This is a genomic window from Shewanella cutis (assembly GCF_022410515.1).
GTDB classification, from domain to species: domain Bacteria; phylum Pseudomonadota; class Gammaproteobacteria; order Enterobacterales; family Shewanellaceae; genus Shewanella; species Shewanella cutis.
In genome coordinates this window covers 1,004,330-1,027,974 of sequence record NZ_JACSDI010000001.1, presented here as the reverse complement: position 1 = coordinate 1,027,974, position 23,645 = coordinate 1,004,330, and the positions used below count along the sequence as shown (strand labels likewise).

Annotated in this window: 12 protein-coding genes and 1 pseudogene; 10 read left to right on the top strand and 3 right to left on the bottom strand. The window is 46.3% G+C overall.

Features of this window, described 5'->3' with window-relative positions:
- Positions 1 to 4,449, bottom strand: coding sequence for a thrombospondin type 3 repeat-containing protein (locus tag H9J30_RS04605; RefSeq protein WP_240129929.1), 4,449 nt, complete (start codon positions 4,447 to 4,449; stop codon positions 1 to 3).
- 1,003 nt (positions 4,450 to 5,452) lie between these two features.
- On the opposite strand from H9J30_RS04605, the pseudogene H9J30_RS04600 reads away from it, so the two are divergent.
- From H9J30_RS04600 to H9J30_RS04580, 5 genes and pseudogenes are all read left to right on the top strand, one after another.
- Positions 5,453 to 5,728, top strand: a pseudogene (locus H9J30_RS04600) (hypothetical protein); the annotation flags it as partial.
- A gap of 200 nt (positions 5,729 to 5,928) precedes the next feature.
- Positions 5,929 to 7,119: an MFS transporter gene (locus H9J30_RS04595; RefSeq protein WP_240129928.1), complete on the top strand. Its 1,191-nt coding sequence runs from the start codon at positions 5,929 to 5,931 to the stop codon at positions 7,117 to 7,119.
- Positions 7,094 to 8,059: an HTH-type transcriptional regulator YidZ gene (gene yidZ, locus H9J30_RS04590; protein WP_240129927.1), complete on the top strand. Its 966-nt coding sequence runs from the start codon at positions 7,094 to 7,096 to the stop codon at positions 8,057 to 8,059. The genes H9J30_RS04595 and yidZ overlap by 26 nt, the downstream gene beginning before the upstream one ends.
- A 246-nt stretch (positions 8,060 to 8,305) precedes the next feature.
- Positions 8,306 to 8,749 carry a hypothetical protein gene (locus tag H9J30_RS04585; protein ID WP_240129926.1) on the top strand — a complete coding sequence of 148 codons (444 nt, stop codon included), beginning with the start codon at positions 8,306 to 8,308 and terminating at the stop codon, positions 8,747 to 8,749.
- 57 nt (positions 8,750 to 8,806) lie between these two features.
- The gene (locus tag H9J30_RS04580; RefSeq protein ID WP_240129925.1) at positions 8,807 to 9,148 is read left to right on the top strand and encodes an immunity protein Imm33 domain-containing protein; all 342 of its coding nucleotides are present in this window, start codon (positions 8,807 to 8,809) and stop codon (positions 9,146 to 9,148) included.
- Positions 9,149 to 9,194: 46 nt separating this feature from the next.
- Here the strand turns inward: H9J30_RS04580 and H9J30_RS04575 are convergent, their stop codons facing one another.
- Positions 9,195 to 11,930, bottom strand: coding sequence for a DEAD/DEAH box helicase (locus tag H9J30_RS04575; RefSeq protein WP_240129924.1), 2,736 nt, complete (start codon positions 11,928 to 11,930; stop codon positions 9,195 to 9,197).
- Positions 11,931 to 12,300: 370 nt separating this feature from the next.
- On the opposite strand from H9J30_RS04575, the gene H9J30_RS04570 reads away from it, so the two are divergent.
- Positions 12,301 to 13,671, top strand: a complete 1,371-nt coding sequence (locus H9J30_RS04570) for a DUF4397 domain-containing protein (protein ID WP_240129923.1) — start codon at positions 12,301 to 12,303, stop codon at positions 13,669 to 13,671.
- Between the two features lie 241 nt (positions 13,672 to 13,912).
- On the opposite strand, the gene H9J30_RS04565 is transcribed toward H9J30_RS04570, so the two are convergent.
- The gene (locus H9J30_RS04565) at positions 13,913 to 15,346 is read right to left on the bottom strand and encodes a LysM peptidoglycan-binding domain-containing protein (RefSeq protein WP_240129922.1); all 1,434 of its coding nucleotides are present in this window, start codon (positions 15,344 to 15,346) and stop codon (positions 13,913 to 13,915) included.
- A 347-nt stretch (positions 15,347 to 15,693) separates the two neighbouring features.
- Here H9J30_RS04565 and H9J30_RS04560 point away from each other — a divergent pair, with 347 nt between their 5' ends.
- From H9J30_RS04560 to H9J30_RS04545, 4 genes are all read left to right on the top strand, one after another.
- Positions 15,694 to 17,046: a protein kinase gene (locus H9J30_RS04560; RefSeq protein ID WP_240129921.1), complete on the top strand. Its 1,353-nt coding sequence runs from the start codon at positions 15,694 to 15,696 to the stop codon at positions 17,044 to 17,046.
- Between the two features lie 271 nt (positions 17,047 to 17,317).
- Positions 17,318 to 18,625, top strand: coding sequence for an efflux RND transporter periplasmic adaptor subunit (locus H9J30_RS04555; RefSeq protein WP_240129920.1), 1,308 nt, complete (start codon positions 17,318 to 17,320; stop codon positions 18,623 to 18,625).
- The gene (locus tag H9J30_RS04550; RefSeq protein ID WP_240129919.1) at positions 18,625 to 21,696 is read left to right on the top strand and encodes an efflux RND transporter permease subunit; all 3,072 of its coding nucleotides are present in this window, start codon (positions 18,625 to 18,627) and stop codon (positions 21,694 to 21,696) included. The genes H9J30_RS04555 and H9J30_RS04550 overlap by 1 nt, the downstream gene beginning before the upstream one ends.
- 165 nt (positions 21,697 to 21,861) lie before the next feature.
- Positions 21,862 to 23,625 carry a tetratricopeptide repeat protein gene (locus H9J30_RS04545; RefSeq protein WP_240129918.1) on the top strand — a complete coding sequence of 588 codons (1,764 nt, stop codon included), beginning with the start codon at positions 21,862 to 21,864 and terminating at the stop codon, positions 23,623 to 23,625.
- Positions 23,626 to 23,645: the final 20 nt, after the last annotated feature.

The window sequence follows — 23,645 nt, the reverse complement described above, 5'->3', positions numbered from 1 at the left end:
TTAAAAATCAAAGCCCACGGATAAAGCAACTACATCGGTATGATAACCATCCAAGCGGTAGCTGCGCAGTGCGAGGCCGATGGCCCAGTGTTCAGCGGGGAGATAATCAAGTCCCATACCGACATACAAATCGGTACCGTTTTGGCTTTGGTGTTGATAGCTAAAGGCACCCTCTTTGATTTTGAGTAGTGTGCTGTAATCACCTTCCCAAAAGAATGCACCCGCTCGGCCACTGAGTACTAACTTATCCATGAGTGGATAGAAGTAACTCGCACCAATACTGGCACCCGATGCACTATCAGGATGACTGAGGCTCACTTTATCCAAGTAAGATTCTACTTCGAGTTGATCGACTTGGCCTGTAAAACTCACCGAGACATTGCCAAGGTCGACATAGCCCAGCTCAATCCCCCAGTTAGGATGGATTTTGTAGCCTAGTTCGAACCAGTAACTCTTTGATGTGTCATCAAAGTCGGTCACCTTGATGGTATCAGAGATCTTGGTGAGTTCTGCTGCAATATCACTACGCTCGACACTGGAATGGCCTTGTCCGGCACCTAGCTGCAGATACAGGTTGTCAGCATTAAACTCTACCGCGTTAGCGCCAAAACTGAGTCCCAGTAATGCAAGTAAGCCAGTGATACGACGACCAAAGCGTCTTATGCCAGCCATGAATCCCATTAACAACACCATACCTAAGCCCATGCTACCACTGCCATTTGTTGTCACTTCAACCTCATGCATTATGGGTTGTCCAATACCACCTGGATCTTTGACCGTACCGTTCACTTTGCTATCGCTATCGTTCGGTCCACCATCTTTGATGGTGAGTTGTACGCACCAGTCACCTTCTTTTAAGCCTGGTTTAAAGGCGTCAGATCCTGGTGCCGGGCAGTAACCTGGTTCTCCTTTCGCGGAGCTTAAATGGTTATTGGTGTCTTCAACAAAGTTAAACCAACCTTTGCCTTCGACATATTTACGGTAAACCGCACGGCTTGGAATGGCTTCTCGCTGAGGCAGAACCACATTTACCGATTGACCCATTTCTGGAAGGTTACTGACGATAAAATCAAAATATCCTCCCTTATTCGGCACGTCATCCACAGTCAATTTTGAGATTTTAAAGTCATTTGGCGTGACTTCAGCACCGTCAAAGGCGCTGCTCATCGAGACTTGACCTAGGGTAAGTTTTACGCCGGCGTCAGCTTCAATGATATAGGCATTGGTGGATAAGCCACGCTCCGGCAGCAGATGGGTTTCGTCGATGTTATCCAAATAGTCTGGAATACCATCCTGATCCGTATCCGTTAAGCCTTCTTCGCGATCGCTTAAGCCATCACTGTCGGTATCGCGTTCCGCTAATTCGGGTGTTGTTGCTAACACCTTGAGCAGGATATTGATCTCAGCAGTTTGGGCGGGTGTGCCATTATCGGTCACTGTGGCAGACAGGCTAAGCATGTTTGTCTTTATCTGTGAAGGATCGAAGCTTAGCAGTTGTTTAGTTTCACTAATGTCCGCGGTGATGCCTTCTGGTAACAGCCAGCGAATATCGTGCTTGCTATTATCATCAAGGATGCCCAGTGCCAGTTCGACGAGGCCGGCATCTTTTGCAATACTGGTGACTTGCTGATGATTTTGCTTCGCGATAAGCGTCAGTTCTGGCGCAACATTGGTTTCGACGATGCGGGTCTTGTGGGTGTTTTTAACCCCCCAGTTTTGTTCACCGACAAAGCTCAGTTCTATTAGCTCTTCAGCTTCTTTTACCTGATCTGCCAGAATGCTAAAGGGCACCTGTGCTTCCACGCCAGACTCGATAATGACCGAACCACTGCTTAAATTGTGATCTTCACTATCAGCACTGCCGCCTACCGTGTAGTCAACGATAACCGGATAAGTGGGTGAATCGCCATTGAGCACTACCTTAAAGCGGCTGTCTCGACCTTCTGATACCGTGGCATCTTTACCGAACGAAATGGTGGGGTAAATATCCACAATTTGTTCAGCGCTACCTATGTTTCCTGCGGCATCCTGTGCTTTCCAAGTGATAATGTGACGTCCCGGACGTAGCATTAACCCCTCTTCAACCATGCCTACCGCGGTGACGGCACAACAAGCTTCATTGCCTGCATCGCTTGCAGTGACCTTTCCTTGAGTCTGTAACAGCTGAGCATCCACTTTGGTAAACAAGGTGCTGGCATTGATACTGACGTTAGCAGGGATATTCACTACTGGAGCGACATCGTCCTTTTGAGGATTGGTGTTTTGTAAAAACTCATCAAGGTTAGAACGGCCGTCTTGATCAAGATCCTTGTTCGCATCGGTTGCATCTAGAGGATTCAGGCCGTTTTCAAGCTCCCAAGCATCTGGCATACCATCATTATCATCATCGGCGTCGGCATTGTTACCGATACCGTCTTTGTCGGTATCAACAGACTCGTTAGGGTCAAGTGGGAAGGCATCCTGCGCATCATTGACACTATCACCGTCATCATCTGGATCAGCATTGTTACCGATACCATCTTTGTCAGTGTCGACCGTTTCATTTGGATCGAGTGGGAAGGCATCCTGTGCATCATTGACGCCGTCATTGTCATCATCAGGATCGGCATTGTTGCCGATACCGTCTTTGTCGGTATCAACAGATTCAGCCGGATCAAACGGGAAGGCATCCTGCGCATCATTGACACTATCACCGTCATCATCTGGATCGCCATTGTTACCGATACCGTCATTGTCAGTATCTACCCATTCAGTTGGGTCGAGTGGGAAGGTATCCTGTGCATCATTAAAGCCGTCATTGTCATCATCTGGATCAGCATTGTTACCGATACCGTCTTTGTCGGTATCAATAGATTCTGCTGGATCCAGTGGGAAGGCATCTTGTGCATCTTTGACGCCGTCATTGTCATCGTCAGGATCGGCATTATTACCGATGCCGTCGTTGTCTGTATCTACCCATTCAGTTGGATCGAGTGGGAAGATGTCCTGTGCATCATTGACACTATCTCCGTCATCATCAGGATCGGCATTGTTACCGATACCGTCTTTGTCGGTATCAACTGACTCGTTAGGGTCTAATGGGAAGGCATCTTGTGTGTCAATCACACCGTCGTTGTCATCGTCGGTGTCGGCATTATTACCGATGCCGTCGTTGTCTGTATCTACCCATTCACTTGGGTCGAGTGGGAACACATCCTGTGCATCATTGACACCATCACCATCGTCATCAGGGTCGACGTTGTTACCAATACCGTCGTTATCTGTATCCTCTTCAACGGTAATGTCCATAGAGGAAGGGGCATTGATGTAAGCATTGCCCACAAAGGCTTGCCAGCTAAAGCGGTCTTGGCCGAAGAAATCTGCATTAGGGGTATAGATTAAATTGTCAAAATCAGCACTGATAATTTCTTGGTTGACTGTGACTGCTGTGCCATTCAGCGTTAAGCTGCCATTTGTGGGCAATGATTCTATTTTTATTTTAGCAAGGGTAGTGCCATTAATGTCTACAAAATCAATATTTTGAAGCTGAATTGTGTTATTTTCTACTGTGATTTTGGTGATAGCAGCCGCTTGAGCAACATTTTTCGCTATATTGGCTAATTCAGAGGTTTTACCTGCGGCATAGTGCCAGGTGAAACTTTCACTCTGCCCAGGTCGTAGATCTGCCATTCGTACATAAAACGCGTAGGAGCCATCATTCGTTGCGTCGATTGCAGAAGTCGCAGGATTTTGATTGATTACATTTCCAAATTGACAACAGCCTTGTTGTACTACGTTTGCCTTTGTTGACGGGGAGAAAAACAACACTCCACTATTGCCGCCAATAATTTGCAGCGCCTTGCCTTTTTCAGAGGTGGTTGCTAATTGGGTAAAAACGCCATTGACTAAGTTACCGCGGGTTTTTGTTGGATTATCCAGAATCCCAACATAGTCATCCCGTGTACCAACCCACATACGTAGGTTGGTGGCATTCACCGATGAGCGGTTGGTGATTTGGGTGGTGATATTAATAAAGGCGGAATTTTGTGGCAGGGTATAGCTGGTTTTATATTCTAGCTCCAGCCCATCGATGCTAAATGTACCAACTGAGACAATCGTACCGTAACCCTTATCACCGTTATATTTAGTAAAGCCTGAGTAATCAAGCGTTTGGTTGGTTAAGGTTGGATTAGTTACTATGGTTCCAGCATTGTTCCATTCGTTTGTGCCGTCACCGCCGACGCCAATAGCGCTATCTAATGGATAGTTTGAAAACGTAAGTTTATACCATTGATTTGCGCTTTGATCGAAGTAGAAGGGTTGTTGTAGGTTACCATTAGTATTGACGGAGTTTTCAGCTCCAGTACCAAAACGGATTTGGCCGCTATCTAGCACTTCTGCGGCATAAATAGCAGGGGCTCCCAACACACAGCATCCTGCTATCGTTAAAGAAAGAAATTTATAACTCATTTATTGTCCTATTTACTTGATTTTCTGTTTGATCTTTGTTGCATAACACCCACCAAGTTCGTTTAAGTTAAACTGAAAATAACCTCCAAAATATTTATAAAAACTTTTCTATCTAGGCATCGTTTTAGTTAATGCTAAAAAACAACCCAAATTCAGATTAAAAATCTAAAATAGTGTAAATTTGCTATTTTCAGTGTTTTTTTAGCCAAAGTTGTTTTTGTAAGCCGTTTCAATTGCTGGCATTAAGTATTAAAGGTAATTTAATTGTCTATGATGTTAAATATATTAATCTTTTAATGTATAGGTAGATATGGTGATCTGATTTATTTTTTTTGCATTTATATGAAAATTTAGATGGTTTTTGTTGGTTTTTATTGGTATTGACTGTTGTTAAATTGGCTAATAATTGATTAGCAGTGTTTTTCGTATAAAAATGACAGTTTTTAAAATAAAATTAATAAAAAACAACTTATTAAATTAATTTTTTAAGTCTTATGCCATCATTTCATGAAGAAACTGCAATAGGTCGTTTTTTGAGGGGGATGGTTCAATTGTGGCTCCCTAGATTGCAGTCAACTGTCCGCAAATACACTCTCCCCCTCCCTTCTGCCATCCCCATTACTGGAAACCTTAGGTTTTATGCAAACCAAGCTATCTGTGCTTGTGTTAGTCGAGCTGACGGAGGAGTTTTCTCCCCTTGGGTTAATGCTTCTTACTCGATAAAAAAGTGATTGCCGTTGTTAAATTTTTTCTAAAGATATTTGCTAAATATCAAAGTGACAATTGCTTTTGGTGCGGTGTAAGGTATTGATTTTGTGGCTTAAAACATTTTAGTGGCTATAGTGAAAAGTCAATTTATCAATATTGAGGTAAGCATTTTCTCCGGTTTACGAACTGAATTTGGGGGAGAAAATAAACTTTTATGAATAATTTCAAACAAATCCTGTTTAAACGCCTGTGGCTATGGCTGCTCTTCATCAGTGTGGCATTACCCCTAAGGGCGGTTGAAGTGCCTTCGGGGATCAGTGAGGATTTGCTCAATCGTGCCCGCCAGCCAGTGCTGGAGTGGATGCAGATGGCGCCGCAAAGTAATAACTTCTGGTTAGATTTGGCCTCAACCGCCCAAAGCCAACCAGAGCGTTTTGCGACCTTTAACCAACGCTTGGCGTTGGTACAGCAGATCACGCCCGCCGAGTTAAGCCAATTGGCGCAGAAATACCTCAAGGATGATACGAGGTTAACTATCGAAACCTTACCCGCACCCGTCACGGCTCCGTGAGCCATTAAACCGCAATTTATCTGAAGACCTTCCTCCAGTGATACTTGTGTCACAGGAGGTTTGGTTTTTATTGGTGATTGAAATATTTGTCGGTCGCAATTGGAAATAACCGTTGTCGAAAATGCCACTCACGCTTAAGCGAAACCCGCATTAGGCTAAGCGCCATATTCTTGTAGAGTGGTGATATGAGTGGTGATGTGATGTTTCGATATCTTCTATGTAGTTTTGGCTTGGTCCTAATGTACCCGACGGGGATCGATATGTACTTAGTCGGGTTGCCGCAAATTGCGAGTCAACTTGGGGCGAGTGAGGCGCAGCTGCACATTGCTTTTTCTGTGTATCTTGCTGGCATGGCGACGACTATGCTGTTTGCGGGCAGTTTAGCCGATAGGATTGGGCGTAAACCCATTACACTTTTTGGCGCCTTACTGTTTGCACTAGCCTCCTACTTTGCAGCGGGCTCGCAGACCAGTGATCTGTTTTTAATCGCGCGCTTTGCGCAAGGTATTGGTGCGGGATGTTGTTATGTTGTCGCGTTTGCGATTTTGCGTGATGTCTTAGACGATAAACGCCGAGCCAAAGTGCTCTCAATGGTGAATGGCGTGACTTGTATAATCCCTGTGATCGCGCCTGTGATTGGCCATTTAATCATGCTTAAGTTTCCATGGCCTAGCTTGTTTTACACTATGGCGGCGATGGGATTACTGGTATTTGCTCTTTGTCTATTGGTATTGCGTGAAACCCATTCTAAAGCAGCATTTCACACGCAAGCTTTGCAAGGGGGACGTAGGGAGTCCTTTAGACAAGGCTTTTTTATCAGTCGCGTGGTCATAACGACCTTAGGTGTGACCACGATTTTAAGCTATGTGAATGTGTCTCCCATGCTGATTATGGGGCAGATGGGGTTTGACCGTGGCCAGTATTCCAATACCATGGCAATGATGGCATTGGTGAGTATGTTAGCCTCATTTTCGACGCCTTTTTTGCTTAACCAGTTTAAAGAAAAATCATTAATTTTGTTCTCCCAAGGGTTATTCATTGCGGCCGCCTTAGTGTTTATCTTGACTCAACTGGGCGGGGTTAGTCATTCATTTAACCTGTTAGGTTTTGCTTTTGTTTGTTCCGGTTTTTCAATTGGATTTGGAGTGACCATGAGTCAGGCGCTTAGCCCATTTGTGGCTCGGGCAGGAGTGGCCAGCTCATTACTGGGGATTGCCCAAGTGTGTACTTCAGCTTTGTATATTTGGGTGATGGGTCTGCTCGACGTGAGCGCGATTAATATATTATTAGCTATCCTCAGCGTTGGTGCGCTGGTAAGCATCACGCTAATGTTAGCGGTGCCTAAAATGTCGGAAATGGTAGTTAATGAGCAAATCCCTGAGTCGGCTTGACCTCAATCTGTTGTTTACTTTTCAACTGCTATCGCAGGAGCGAAGCGTGTCTAAGGCCGCCAAAAAGCTCAATGTGACGCCATCGACCGTGAGTAAATCCTTGGCGAAATTGCGCGATTGGTTTGACGACCCACTATTCATTAAAACGCCCCAGGGATTGCAGCTTACGCCATTAGCCCAAAGCATGGAGCATGACTTAGCCGATTGGTTGCAAATGGGCAAACAGCTTATGGGAAAGCGCGGGGACGATACGGCGAAAGGGCTCAGTTTTGAGCTGATGCTTGAGTCACCTTTGTCGCTCATTATGCTTAATCAATTAACGCAGGCGATTTACCAACACTACCCTGATGCAAAAGTGAAGGTGCGAAATTGGGATTATGATTCACTAGAGGCCATTATTCGCGGTGAGGCAGACATAGGTTTTACTGGCCGAGAAAGTCATCCTCGCTCCAAGGAGTCCCTTGATTTACTGCCGTATTTTATCGATTTTGAGGTTTTATTTACCGATCTTCCTCAGGTGTATTTACGCCGCGATCATCCCGCCTTGCAGGAGGAGTGGAATATAGACACCTTTCTTAAATATCCGCATATCAATATCTTGTGGGAAAAGAGCGAAACCTGGGCCTTAGATGATGTGCTTATTGAGCTTGGCCTGAGTCGTAATATTGTGCTGACCTTGGCCAGTTTTGAGCAGTCACTGTTTGTCGCGGCAGAGCCTCACCACAGTATGATGGCAATAGCACCGCAATATTGTGAGCAATATGCCCGCCAATTACACCCTGACTTAGTCACTCGCCCGATCCCGATAAGTGGCGAATATCTTAATAAACTCGCCATTCCTTTTACCTTGATTTGGCATAAGAGAAACAGCCACAACCCCAAAATCACTTGGCTGCGAAGCAAGATCAAAGCGATTTATCAGCCGCATGCGCATGATTAAGGCTGTTAACCATCATTGCCATACAACTACTTATCTATGCTCTGCTTTCAGTTACTCATACGAGTGGCTAGAACCGGATCGTTATACCCTAGTATTCAATCTTGCGTGATTTCCCGCATGGTGTATTTGATAAAAAGCTGATAAGTTTCTTTTATTACAAGTAATTAACTATGCTCGTTTTTGCTGGTCCAATAAGATAAACGAGCTGTACATAAATATTAAGACGTTAGCCGCTAAGGAAAGGGTGTGCAAAGTCCAATCTCAATCGGTTGTGAATGTGGTGGCCCAGAAGATGGCGGCATATCCCGTCTGAAAGTGGAGCTCTTCCACGCGTTAGAAAAGCATGTCACCTCTACGCATTGCGATTCGGTAGATCAGTACGCGTTGGTGCTGAGGGTAGATGGAGAATTTGCCAAATATGGTCTTGAGGGGGTTCATCGGGTACGCTTTGCCAAGAAAAGTCGATACCTTACTGCTGACATCCAAATTCCAGAGTCAGTTTGGCGTTTGGCGCGTGAGGAAGATCTCCGGCTATATCTTGGGTCTTCACTTCGCTCAGCCATAGAGATATTGGTTGCTAGGCTTAAGAAGGCAGGAATTGCGGTTGTAGAGATAAGTCTCTACACCGAGATGAATGTGGCGATCACAGAGTTCACACAACGCGCGTCGGCGGCTAACTATTCGCTGTAGGCGCGACGGCCCTGACTGGCCGCGGCGCGAGCTCAAACTTTATGCATCCGGAACATTATGATAATACAGCGCAAACAAACAATCTGTGAATGGGCGGGTGTTGAGCCGCAAAAGCCAGAGGCAGGAACAAAATTGGGTATCGCGCTTGGTACATTGGGCTGCGGACTAATTAATGGGCTCCGGCATATGCCCAAAAATGGAACGAACGGTTGGTATATCTGGTGTGGGGAATCCATGTCACAAGAGGATGAGTTCTTCTCACCACTTCACGTCGAGCACATCCAAGAATACTTGCCTGAGGTAAAAAAGTATCTCGATCTGCCTCCTGGTTACCGTTTTCTAATTGATGACAATAACTACGAAGATATCTGGTTTGAGGCTGAGCTACTAAATGCATAACAATCGCAGGCACAGCAACGGCTTTTCCGTTGCGGCTTCACCTTCACTAAAGAGCCGCGCGTGCTGCGGGCGTTATTCCCAATTGCTGGCAAATATATTGGATGCACAGTTCTCGCTGTTGGCACCATAGCCCGTAGCTGACGGGGATAAGTTTAATCCCCGCGCGCTGTAACAGTTTATACAGTTCAATCTCGAAAAAGTCCGCCCAAGGCCCTGGGTAACCGATTAAATCTATTGCTAAATATTGGTTACCATAGCGGCACAATATATCCAGTTCTAACCCCGCCATATGGTAGGCGCGCCACACTGTTATGCCTTTTGCTTCAATCGCCTGTGCCACCGACTGGCCGAAGCTATCGAGGACATCGATATAATTGTGCGCCGCTTGAAATTGGCCCGCCGATGCTAAGTAAGTTGCCAGTAAATTATTGTTGGGGAGCTCATGTGCTTGTACCGATAAAAATAGCCACTGCATTTGTTTAGCGCGGGTGATGGCGACATTGAACATATCGGCGCGATTTAAATACACGGCGGCGCGACTGTCGTTGGCCGTAATGCTAAACGACAGCAGCATTATATCGCGCTCTTCCCCTTGAAAACCAAAGGGAGTGGCAATCCGTAATTGGTGACGCTCTAGTTGTTGTGCGCTAAAGCGCGCGAGGATTTGCTGGGATAAATACTCCGTCTGATTACGAAAACAGGAGAGTACACCAATGCTGGCGGGCACTAATGCATTCTCTTGTTCATCAATCAGTTGAGACAGTTTTTGAATTAATGCCTCCGCTTCTATGGCGTTAATCCCCTTGCTATCACGGCTGCCAGTCACATGGATTCGGTGTAAGTGCCCAGAGCTTGTGCAGGGTCTGTGCTGCATAATCTTCAGCATACCTTGATAAAACTGCTGATTACTAAATTGGATTAGCTCAGGTTTACTCCGAAAATGCTCATTTAAAAACACCACTTGGGATTGGCTCGCGAGGGATTGCGATACTAAGTCGAGCATACTGGCATCACGGTAGCTCATTAGGCCGCGGCAATCCGCAGCAAGTCCGAGTTGCGTTTGGATTTGGATTTGCTTTGCGCGGGATAAAAACGAGAAATGGCGCAGCTGTTTGCTATCGCCCACCACCAGTGCCGCCTTTGCCCGCTGCAAGGCCGGTAAACAGGCGGCAATATTAGCTTGAGTAGCTTCATCAATAATGACTAAATCAAACATTTGCTGCTCCATGGGCAGCACTTTATGCAAGCTGGCAAGGCTAGATAACCAAATGGGAAAGGTTTGTTTTAAGGCATCAAAATCTGTCTTGTAGAAACCATCGAGTTGCTTAGCGGATTGCCGAGCGCGAAGTGCACTGGCAAAACTCACCAGCGTACTGCGCTTATGTTTGAGCAATTGGTTTAATCGATAGTGAGTGGCCAATTGTAAGTATTTGAGGCTTAAGTCTTCTTTTTGGGCGATGAGGGCCGTTAATTTATCGAGTTCATGCCATTGCTGAGCAAACTGTTTGATCCCGGCACGGTAAGCCCAGTTGTAAAATCCTAAGCGCCAGCGTGATTGTCCTTGTTGTAAGGTCGCCAGTTTTTGGCCGCGACGTATGGCGTGGCGGCAATGATGTATAAAGCCCGCTTCCATTTTGGTTTGCTGACGAGTAACAGTATTAAGTTGCTGTTTTGCATTGAGTAGCAACCTATCCGAGACGGCTTCATCAGATGCTGGGTGCTGACCATGGAGCATTTCATCTATCTGGTTTTTCAGAACTTTTATAAACTGCGGCGAGCCAGCTCGAATAAGGCTGCTCCCTAGTTGGAATTGCTGCTGTAACTTATCGGCAATCACATCAACAGCGACATCGGTATGGGCGACGATAAGTACCGATTTGCCCCTTAATACCTGCTCCGCCGCCACGGTGGCTATGGTGTAACTTTTACCCGTTCCCGGTGGGCCCGATATCTGCCCCAAAGTTTGATTGGCCGCAATCGTTAAGGCTTGAATTTGCGCGCGGCTTAATAGCCCAGGAAGATAAGCCTCTTGTGTCTCTACACTGGCGCTAATGTTATTGATGCCGGTTGGAGGCGTGTCCGCAAAGAGTGCTTGAAGCGGCGCTGAGAAGTCGAGGGTAGTGCTGAGTTTGTCCAGTTCGTGCAAAATGCCACGGCTCGCAATCGAACGCTCTGCAAGAATAATTTGGCTGCGACTAACCATAAACTGTCCACGTTTACGGCATAGCTGAGCAAATTCAGCCTCATCAATCAGCTTGGGAAAATGCAATAAATGACTGGTATCAACATTGGCTTGGCCTGCCCGCAGCCAAGCTATCCAGCCACTGATATCCGTTGGATTATCGCGTAGCTCTTGACTTAAGCTGTGTCCTTCAACGACTAATTTTTCTAATAGAGCTTCGTTGATGGTGAATGGTCCGCCGCCAGAGAAGCTGTGATTAGATTCGAGGTAAATGTTATCGCCATCGGCCTGTAACTGGCATTCACGGTACAGCAGTGGCGTGACGACTTTACGTTTTTCGCCATTAAGCTCGACAGTGCCACAGAAAAACAGGCAACAGTGCAATAATACTTTTTCACGCAGATACAAGGCACTACGTGCCATTAATGCTGAGGCGGGGGCAAATGGCACGGGTAAACGGGGGAGAAAGCCACTGCTTAACTCGTCATCACCTTGGAGTAATAGCTGATCTTGCTCAGCAAGCTGATGGCTAGCCCAGAGGTTAATTTCAGCGCTGTCCTGTTGAAAACAGAGTTTGTAGTAGTTAAGAATCCCTTGCAAATCCTATCCATCCCAGAGGTTTCATTGGCGATGCGAGAGTAACCTAATCGCATAAGGTGAACAAGGTTTGTACCGCATGAGGGTAATCTATCCATTGCGAGTAAAGCCTGAAAACTGCCGTTTAAAGTCCCAGCTTTTTTCACTGCTATAGAAAGCTTTGAATTGTAAGTAAACGTATCTTAAAAGGTATTTGTATCAATTCATCGCCCCCAAAATGTGATTTGTATCAATATTGACTTGGTTGCTGAAATGTTTGTTAAGTGTTTGAGTTTGTAAAATATTTGTTTTTGTTTTAGGTGGGAATTGCCGTTGTTGTCATTGTATAACTGCGTAGACTGAACTGAAATTTTGCCTGCAAATGAGGGATACAATGCTTAACAATAAACTCAAAGGATTCGCGGTGATGACTTTCGCCTGTTTAGGCGTTACCGCTTGTGGTGGTTCTGATAATAAAGATGAGGATACCTCTAAAACCGATACTTATGTGCAATTCTACAATGCCACCGCAGGCAGCACTGCTACCGCGCTGAAGATTGGCGATAAAACCTATGAAAGTGTGAGCTTCGCCGATGCGATGCCACGATTTACGTCGACTCCCGGTGTGAGTGCGGTAGAAGTGATGGGTAAGGATGCGGCAAATAAAGATATTTCGCTCTACAAAGAGAATATCGATTTAAAAACGGCAACCGACCATTTCTTTGTCTTGCATGGGGATTTTGCCTCACCAGCACTGCTCAATATCAATTACTCGCGCACCGAGCTTGATAAACAAAACGCCGAAGCAGACAAGAGCAAAATGCAGTTGTTGATTGCACATACAGCGACCAAGGCACCAGCTTACGATGCGTATATTGCCAAAGCGGATAAAGGCTTTGCCGATGCGGTGATGCTTGGTAGCGTTTCCTATGGCGAGGTTTCAACACCACAGATTTTGGATACCGGCGACTATAAAATTTATTTGACCGCGGCGGGTACGACCAATATCAGCTACACCACGGCGAGCATTAACTTTAAAACCAAGGTGCCCTATAAGTTGATTTTAAGGGAAAGCTTTGGCGCATCAGCGGCCAAAATCAGTTTAGACAGCGTCGACTCAACCACCAATGTGCGTAACCATGTCGCCCTCGAGAGCAGTGTTGATTTCAGGGTATTCAATGGTTTGGCTACACATAATGTTGATGTGAAAGTCGTGAGTAATAAACAAGAAGCGCTATTTAGCAATGTGGCTCCCTTTGGTGTAACGGCCTATAAAGGTGCTGAGTTTAATGATTTTGGTGTGAGCGTATTTGATCATACTAGCCAAGCTAAATTGCTCGATAATGTGCTGATCACCCTTAATCAAGATGATATTAAAACCATCTTTATCTACGAGCAGACCACAGCTCAGGGCAGCCAAGTGAAGGCGATGGAGATGAAACAAACTCAAACGCCAAGCCCCTACAGCTTTAAGTTCGATATCGTGAGTTTTGCCGATAAGAGTAACCTTACCTTGTACTTCTTAAAGGCGAACGACACTATTGATACGGCAACCTATAAAATCAGTGCGGTTAATCCAACGGTGCCGCAATCGTTAGTGGTGCCCAAAGGTGAGTATTCCATCAAGGTGATCGCGGTAGAAAATGGCTCTAAAACAGTGGTTTATGCATCTGATGTGATTGATTTTAATAATCAAGATAACGTCACTATGGTGCTGAACAAGGACGATTCAACCAGTTTTGGCTACAACTTGGTTAAGATCTAACTGTTAAGATGAGTGTCTCTAATACCACAGCGCTACTTAGGTAGCGCTTTTTTTGCTTGTCGTTGTGAGGTTCAAGTGGGCTAATTGGGAAAAATAGAGCCAGTAATTGCCACTTCGTTGTGATGTTGAGCGCCGTTAGCCGCAAGCAATACTTCACAAGCAAGGCGGGGATAAATTAAAGCCCAACATAGCGTTTTAAATTCGCGCTATGTTGGGCTTTTGGCTGTTCAAACGGCAAGCGTTATTCGCTGATTTTCAGTTCTTGACCCGGCTTGATGATGCTCTTGGCATTTAGCTGGTTCCACTTCATTAAATCGGCGAGCTTCACTTTATTTTTACGCGCAATTTTATCCAGTGAATCCCCTGATTTTACTTTGTAGGTTTTGGCTTTTGCCACTGGCTTATCGGTCGATTTTGAGGTGGCAGCTTTAGTGCTACTCGGATTCGCTTTGGTCGATGATTTGTCGGTATTAGCCTTGGCCTTTACAGGTTCTGGCTCATTATCATTGGCCGCCATTGGGGTTAACAGCGTAAGTTCTTGGCCGATTTTAAGGCGATCAGAGGTTAGATTATTTGCCTGTTTTAACTCTTTGACTGATAAATCAAATCTAGCTGCGATCGAACCTAAGCTATCACCGGATTTCACGATATAAGTTTGGCTGTCGTAACGTTTTTGAGCATAGAGCTTGTGCTGGTTTTCTTGATAGTGGCCAATGTTTTCAATCGGCAGGGCAATTTGGTATTTGCCTTTACTGGGGATCACGCTTTGGCGGTATCCTGGGTTATAGGTTTTGAACTCTGCTTTAGTGAGTCCCGCAGCATTGGCGATTTGGCTTATTTCAACGCCATTGGGAGCGGGTAAGCGTTCCAAAAATGGGCGATTGGCAATCGGCATTACTTTGAGATTGTAATGGCTTGGGGCGCGGATAATTTGGATAAACGCCAGCCACTTAGGCACGGTTTGTACTTGGCGAGCAGGAATATTAAGCGACCAGAAATCCGTAGGTTTGCCTTTAGCTTTGTTTCTATCGATAGCAGCTTTGATCACCAGTTCGCCACTGTTGTAACCCGCTACGGCGTTAATCCAGTCGTTACCTAAGGTGTCGTGTAAGTGCTGCAAATAGTCGAGTACCGCATCGGTTGAGGCCAGCGCATCTTTGCGACCATCGTAGGCTGAGTTGATGGTTAGGCCAAAGTTACGCCCAGTCGCGGGGATCATTTGCCAAAGCCCTGCGGGACCGTTTGCCTGAGCGAGCGGATTGTAACCACTCTCTACAATTGGCAGGAGTGCCAGTTCAAGCGGCATATTGCGAGCCTCAAGTTGGCTGACAATATAATATAAAAATGGCTCAGCGCGTTGGGTCACCTGAGTCATAAATTTTTGTTTATCATCGAAAAAGTTACGCTGTTTGCGTACTTCGGCATCGTCATGCACATCAATAGTGCGGGCGTGTTGGATTTTCTCCCACACATCGGCATAACGCTCGTCGATAACTTCTGCTTCAACTGATTGAGGCTCTGCTGATTCGCTATGATCTTCGGCTTCTGGCAAACCAGCACCCAATTCCGTGGGTGATGTTTGCGCTGAGGTTGTCGCACAGCCACTTAGCTGAACCGTCAACAAGGTGATAACCAGCGCAGCTAATACATGGGGTTGACGAAAGGTTTTCCGCATGATTGTCCTGTAATTTTTGATGACTTGGCGTTTTACCCAAACAAGCTAACTAGATGCAGGATCCTGCGTTAAGTCCACCGAAACGGCGTATTTGGGTACTACATTTACGTCTTGCAGCAATTCAAAATGTAGTCGACATTTCTCATTGATGCGCCTTAAACGAGAGCACTTTAGGTGCTCTGAAACCTACATTCTTAGGTTACTTGGGTAGAGATAATGTTGCACATGCTAATCTGTTTTGCGGTTTCTGGATAGCTTTGCTGATAATTTGACCGCCTAGGTCACATTTAGATTTACCCCTAAATAGGCTAACATAGCGGCGATTTTTCATCGTAGTGGGTTACAGAGTGCAGACGTTAGCGCAGTTAAAAGCAGGACAATTACAAGGGATTACCCGTTTACAATTGGTTGAAAACCTGACCGAATTTCCACGGGAGATCTTCGATTTAGCCGATACGCTCGAGATCCTCGATTTATCCAATAACCAGTTAAGCTCGTTGCCCGAAGATTTGCATCGCTTAACCCATTTGAAGATTTTGTTTGCGTCTAATAACCGTTTTGAAACCTTGCCAGAGGTGCTAGGTCAGTGCCCTAAACTGGAGATGATTGGGTTTAAGGCCAATCAAATTCGCACTGTGCCAGCGGCATCCTTGCCCGAGCAAACCCGTTGGTTGATTTTAACGGACAACCAAATCACTACCTTACCCGAGCGTATGGGGCAGTTGCAGCGTTTGCAAAAACTCGCATTAGCGGGCAACCGTTTAACGGCGTTGCCAGCGTCGATGGCCCATTGCCGCAATTTAGAATTAGTTCGTCTGTCGGCCAATCAGCTGCAAGCACTGCCAAGTTGGTTACTTCAACTACCTAAACTCACTTGGCTGGCTTTTGCGGGCAATCCTTTTAGCCATACCTTGGTTGATCCCCACGCCGATGTAGCCAGTGTGCCAAATGTGACATTAGCGGACATTGAACTGGGTAAAAAACTGGGTGAAGGGGCTTCTGGCATTATTTACCAAGGTCGTTGGTTAAATCCTGCAATGGTGGTTGCCACAGGGAGCGAGCATATTGCGGTTAAGTTATTTAAAGGTGAGGTGACCAGTGATGGTTATCCTGCTGACGAGTTAGATTGTTGCCTGACAACGGGCGATCACCCCAATCTTATTAAGGTGTTAGCGCATATCAGCCAAAAGGATCAACTTGGATTAGTGATGGCGTTAATTCCCGCTGGCTTTACTAACTTAGGCTTACCGCCATCCCTCGATACCTGTACCCGCGATACCTTTAAGCCTGGGACGCAGTTTAGCCTTGAGCAAGTCGCCACTATTGCCCATCAGTTAGCGGACACTCTGGCGCATATGCACGCTAAGCAGGTGAGCCACGGCGATGTTTATGCCCACAATATGATGGTTAATCAGCAGATGAATTTATTGTTTGGTGATTTTGGGGCGGCATCCAATTTAGGCAATCTCTCGACGCTTGAGCAATTGGCAATGGAGGCGATTGAGGTGCGCGCACTTGGCTGCTTGATTGAGGATTTGTTGGCCTATGTGGATGAATCGGTTAACGCTGAGCATTATGCCCAGTTGAGTGCGATTAAAGCGGCGTGCATGCAGTCGGATGTGGCTCTACGCCCTCGTTTGGTTGAAGTAAACCGGGCGATTGTGAGCCTGTTAATGATGCTTTGCTCAGCAGATGCCTGATGTTGGTTGCTTACTTGTTGCACTTTTATCCTGCATGTGTGATTTGAGAGTAACCTGTGGAATAGAGTGTTAACCCATTGTTTTGTTTAAATCTGCAACTGGATTTTTACTGGTGCAAACAGGGATTATGCCTATAGGCTGTATCTCCAAATAGCCTCAAATTGTTGAAACAGCATTTGAGGCGACTTAGGGATTCATCTTGGGTTCAATCCGGTTTGCTGTTGTCGGATAGGATGTCCGTTGAGTAGTAAAGACGATAGGTTTGCATACTATGTTTAAACAAAGAGTGACTAAACAAGCACGCAGCGCATGCGATATTTCATTTACAAGCCACCACTCTCATTTCTCCAAGGCGCCTTTATTCGCGCCTTTGCCATTTTTATGGGTGAGTCTTCTCGCGTTTACTGCTTTCTCTACGTTGGCGGCAGATAAGGTCGACATTATCCCTGTCACGGTGGAGGCCGTTAAAGAAGCCTCCTTTGCCGATGTTGTTAAAGAGGTCGGTAAAATTAACGCCATTGACTCGGCGATACTGAGTTTTAATGCCAGCGAAAAAATTAGCGCCATTCATTTTAGTAACGGCGACAAAGTGACCAAAGGCCAAGTGATTGCCGAACAAGACAACACTAAAGCCAAGGCCGATTTAGACAAGGCAAAAAGTACCTTAGCACTGGCGAAAACCAAGCTGGAGCGTATCGAAGACTTACTGATTAAAGAGCCGTTTGCTCTGGCTAAGCAAGATGTGGATGAGCTACGGGAAAATGTGAATCTGGCCGATGCCGATTTGCGTCAAAAACAAGCCACCATGAACGATTATCTGATCAAGGCGCCCTTTGATGGCCAGTTAACTAGCTTTAGTCAGTCTATCGGCAGTCAAATTGCAGCGGGTACGGCCTTAGTGACCCTCTATAGTTTAAATCCGGTTGAAGTCCGTTATGCCATCAGTCAAAACGATTTTGGTAAGGCACAAAAGGGCCAAGGGGTGAATGTTGCCGTTGAGGCTTACGCTAATAAGGTGTTTAAAGGGACAGTTAATTATGTGGCCCCAGCGGTGGATGAAAGCTCGGGTAGGGTTGAGGTACACGCCGCCCTCGACAACCCTGAGTTTAAGCTGGCTCCCGGAATGTTTGCCAACATCAAACAGTTTTATAGCCAAGGGGTTGCATGTTTAGTGGTGCCGCAAAATTCGATTATTGCCAATAACGATGAGCGTTTTGTCTGGTTAGTGCGCGGTAATCATGCCGTAAAACAAGTCATTAAACTCGCGCAAAACACCAACGACGGTTATACGGTGGTGACCGAAGGTTTAGCCAAGGGCGATCTTGTGGTTAAGACGGGCATGCAAAATCTTAAGTCCGATAGCCAAATTAACGTCATTTACGACAAAAGTACGCAGGATAAGCCTGTCACTTCAAACGCTGGCGCAAGTACCGACTCAAGCTCAGCGCCAAGCACCGATTCAACTTCATCGCCAAGCACTGACTCAAGTTCAGCGCCAAACACTGACTCAAGTTCAGCGCCAAACACTGATCAAAGCTCTTCGCCAAACTCTGCACCAAACGCCAAGGGAGCCCAATAATGCGCTTACCCGAAGTCTGTATTCGACATCCTATCTTTGCCTGCGTCCTTAGCATTATGGCTGTGTTACTGGGGTTGATTGCCTTTCAAAAACTCGATATCCAATATTTTCCTGAGCATACGACTCACTCGGCCTCAGTCAATGCGTCGATTGCAGGGGCGAGCGCGGACTTTATGTCGAGTAATGTGGCCGATAAGTTGATTGCGGCGGCTTCGGGCATAGATAAAGTCGATACCATGTCGACCGACTGTAGCGAGGGGCGCTGCTCATTAACGATTAAGTTCAATGACGACACCAGCGATATTGAATACACCAACTTAATGAACAAGTTGCGCAGTAGCATTGAAGGAATCAACGACTTTCCCCAGAGCATGATAGATAAGCCCACCGTGACCGATGATACCTCCGCTACCGATTCGGCCAGTAATATCATCACCTTTGTGAACACGGGCGGCATGGAAAAGCAGGCCATGTATGACTACATTAGCCAGCAGTTGGTGCCGCAACTCAAACAAGTGCAAGGCGTTGGTGCGGTTTGGGGGCCCTATGGCGGCTCACAAAAGGCGGTTAGAGTCTGGCTTAATCCTGAACAAATGAAGGCGTTAAATATTAAGGCCGCCGATGTGGTAGGGACGTTAGGTTCCTACAATGCCAGTTTTACCTCGGGGGCGATTAAAGGTAAATCACGGGACTTTTCGATTAATCCTTTGAATCAAGTTGAAACCCTTGAGGATGTGAAGGATCTGGTGATTAAGGTCAGCGAGGGCAAAATCATCCGCATCGCTGATGTTACTGAGGTGGTCATGGGTGAGGAAAGCCTATCACCCAGCATGTTGTCTATCGGTGGACATAGCGCAATGTCATTGCAGATTTTGCCACTCAGTAACGCCAATCCGGTGAAAGTGGCTTCAAACATTAAAGCCGAAATTGCGCGCATGCAAAAACACTTACCCCAAGGCTTAGAAATGCACTTGGCCTACAATCAGGCAGATTTTGTTGAAGCGGCCATCGATGAAGGATTTGCGGCCTTGATTGAGGCGGTGATCTTGGTCTCGTTGATTGTGGTGTTGTTTTTAGGGAGTTTGCGGGCGGCATCTATTCCCATTATCACCATTCCCGTGTGCGTGATTGGGGTGTTTGCTGTGATGTCGGCGCTCGGTTTTAGTATCAATGTGCTTACCATCTTGGCGATTATTTTGGCTATTGGACTAGTGGTCGACGATGCCATTGTGGTGGTCGAAAACTGCTATCGCCATATTGAAAACGGTGAAACCCCATTTAATGCGGCGATTAAGGGCTGTCAGGAGATCATCTTCCCGATTATTGCCATGACCTTAACGCTCGCCGCCGTTTATTTGCCTATTGGCTTAATGTCGGGCTTAACCGCCGATCTGTTTCGGCAATTCTCCTTTACCTTAGCTGCAGCCGTGATGATCTCCGGTGTGGTGGCGTTGACCTTATCGCCGATGATGAGTGCGTATCTTATCAATACCACAGAACAACATTCTCGCTGGTTTAGCCGAGTAGAGGCGCAACTTCAGCAGCTAAATCATTTGTATATTAATGAGCTGAATAAATGGTTTGTGCGTAAACGTTTGATGTTTGGCGTGGCAGTTGTGCTGATTTGCCTTGCAGGGATTGCCTATTGGCAGTTGCCGAAAATACTTTTGCCTGCGGAGGATTCTGGCTTTATCGATGTGACGGCCAATGGCCCAACGGGCGTGGGGCGGCAGTATCATTTGGACCATAATCGCGAGCTAAATAGTGTGATTGATGGCCATCCTGCGGTTGGGGCCAATCTATCTTATATCGAGGGAGAGCCAATCAACCATGTGCTGCTCAAGCCTTGGGGCGAGCGAAGTGAGGGAATTAATGAGGTGATTGAAGATTTGATCGCTAAATCGAAGCGGAGCGTCTCTGCTTATAATATGTCCTTTAGTATTCGATCAGCTGATAACCTTAATATTGCCAATAACTTACGTATAGAACTGACCACCTTAGATCGCAATAAGGATGAGCTGAGCCAAACTGCGGCTAAAGTGCAAAAATTACTCGAGGATTATCCCGGCCTGAGCAATGTGGGTAACTCAGTGCTGAGGGACCAACTGCGCTACGATCTGTCTATCGATCGCAATGCCATTATCCTTTCAGGTGTGAGTTATGGTGATGTGACTAATGCCCTGTCGACCTTCCTTGGTTCAGTGAAAGCGGCTGACTTACATGCTACCGATGGCTTTACTTATCCGATTCAAGTGCAGGTAAACTTAGATAAGCTCAGTGATTTTAGGGTAATGGATAAACTCTATGTTACCTCCGAATCTGGTCAGGCTCTGCCGTTATCGCAATTTGTGTCGATAAAGCAGACCACCGCCGAATCTAACATTAAGACCTTTATGGGGCTTGATAGCGCGGAGCTAACGGCAGATCTAATGCCCGGTTATTCCACCGATGAAATCAAAGCCTACCTAGACGAGCAACTGCCTAGCCTGTTAAATGATGCCCAAGGCTTTAAATATAATGGCGTGGTCAAAGAGTTAATGGATTCGCAGGCGGGTACTCAAGCATTATTTTTGCTGGCGTTGGTATTTATCTATTTGATTTTAGCCGCGCAGTTTGAAAGTTTTGTTGATCCCCTCATCATCTTACTCACCGTACCTTTGTGTATTGTTGGCGCACTGCTGACCTTAGCGGTATTTGGGCAAAGTATAAATATCTACTCCCAGATCGGCTTATTAACCTTAGTGGGGCTAGTGACTAAGCACGGTATCTTGCTGGTGGAGTTTGCCAATAAGCAGCAGGCTCAGGGGGTGAGTGCGATTGAGGCGGCGCTGAGTAGTGCCAAATCGCGGTTAAGACCGATCCTTATGACATCTTTGACCATGATTTTAAGTGCCATTCCGTTAGCGCTAGCGACTGGACCAGGCTCGTTAGGCTTAGCCAATATTGGTTTAGTGTTAGTCGGCGGTTTGCTCGTTGGCACCTTTTTTTCGTTATTTGTGGTACCAGTTGCCTATGTGGCAATGGCCGAGTTAAAGGCAAGGGATGTCGTCGCGCATTTGCGCTTGGCGTGATTGCAGTAGGGGCGTTTGCGGCCTTGTTTTGAATTGAGTCTGCACTTGTGTAGACTCCGCTAACTGTATGGCGTGAATCGCGCAAAGACTCATCAGCAAGGGAAGACTGGTTTTATGGGTGTCAGATTAGTACTTAGATTAGTACCCAGATTAGTAACGAGATTTATGCCACTAGGCTTGGGTATGGTAGCTCTTGGGTGCGCCTTAGTGGCGAGCTTTTATTCTCCTCGGTCCTTTGCCTCTATTTGGGATTTATTGACCAATAAGCGAGGAGTGAGCCAGGCAAGCGCCCCTAAGGACAGCCCTCGTATTGAGCTCGTTGGTACGCTTCCCGCGGATACTGAGCTAGAGCTTATCGGTTTTTATTATTCTTCGATTTGCACCGAAAAAGAGATGTATTTCCCAAGCGGAGATATTGCCAATCCCCAGTGGCGCACCAAGGGTACGACCTCTCAATTACGGCAAGTAGTCAACAGTTTGCACAATGCCGGTCATTTTACCCAATCCGTTGCGTTGCAGGGCGGAGGGGCATGTGAGTGGCAGCTGACTAACATTCAATTGAATATGTCACTTCTGCCGAGTCATCGCCTGTGGCAGGAAGCGCAATCCTTGAAAAAGCAATATTTGGCTGAGTTACCTGTCGCCAAGGTGAAAGATGAAGCCCTTGACAAAGATGCTTTTAAGCAGTCTTTTGACTTGATACCCACCGCAAAGGAGGCTGACGCGGATAGCAATGACGCCACTATTTCCTTTTCACCGATTTATTATCCTATTTACACTTATGCCCCTGAGGATAAGCAGCCCTTTGATGTGGGGCTGAAAAGTAGTTTGCAGCGCGAGGTTTCTGACCAATGGAGTTTACAACACTCGAGGCGTATCCATTTAGCCGATGAACGGGTAACACGGGTGAATTTTATCCCTCAGATTGCTGAAGATTATGCTGTGAATATCCATATCTTGGACAAAAAATCCAAGGTAAGTTATCCCGATGGCACCGAGTTTACCTACATTAAGGCTGGTTTACGGCTTTATCCTTACGGTTCTGCACAATCCCGCTTCAACAGCTTACAGCGCAGTGCGCGTCTTGAAGATAAAAGACAGTTAGCCAAGATTTACGATTCAGGCATTGAGCAGGTGTTTGAAGGGGATAAAGCCAAGGCTGAAGTCCTGTATCGCGAGTTGGGTGAGGCAGGGGATATGGAATCAATCAACTGGCTGCGAGAGCGGGCTAGTTGGGGCTACATTAAAGATGGGCAGTACTGGTTAGAGCGCGCTGCCAAGCTTGGCGATATCCAAGCCCAACTGGAGTTAATTAATCAACCCTTATCCGTCATTCCTATGGGTAAAGTGAATACTGGCCAAGCAAAAATCCGTGAGCAGCAAGCATGGCAAACGTTAACCGAACTAACCAAGCAGGGAATCCCTCAAGCCGTCAGCACCATGGCGTATTATCAAGTGTTTTCTTGCTCGCCCTATTTTGATACCACCGCAGCGCTGGATAATTATCGTAAAAGTGTTAAAGCTCAACCTGATTTAGCGCGAGATGCTGCCGAAACCTATTACTATTTTAAAGAGGATCTCGCCCAAGCTAGGGAGTTTTTTGAGATTGCAGCCGAGCGCGAGATAGATGTCGCCGCCGAATATGCGGGCATTTTATTGGCGGCTGAGCAGCGTGATCCTAAGCGGGCTCGATATTGGCTCGAAAAAGTCGTCACCGCCGGAGACAAACAATACATTCAGCGAGATGTACTTGGCTATGCGTATTTTCACTTAGCAAGCTTGCTTGATGCGGGTGAGGGAGGCGATGCCGATCCAAAGCGTGCTATCACCCTATACCAGCAAAGTATTGAATTGGGTGAGGGGTTTTCAAATGATTACCAAGCGAAGGCCAAGGAAAGACTGCAATCCCTACAGGAGCGTCATCTGTAGTCATACACTGGAGCGGTGAA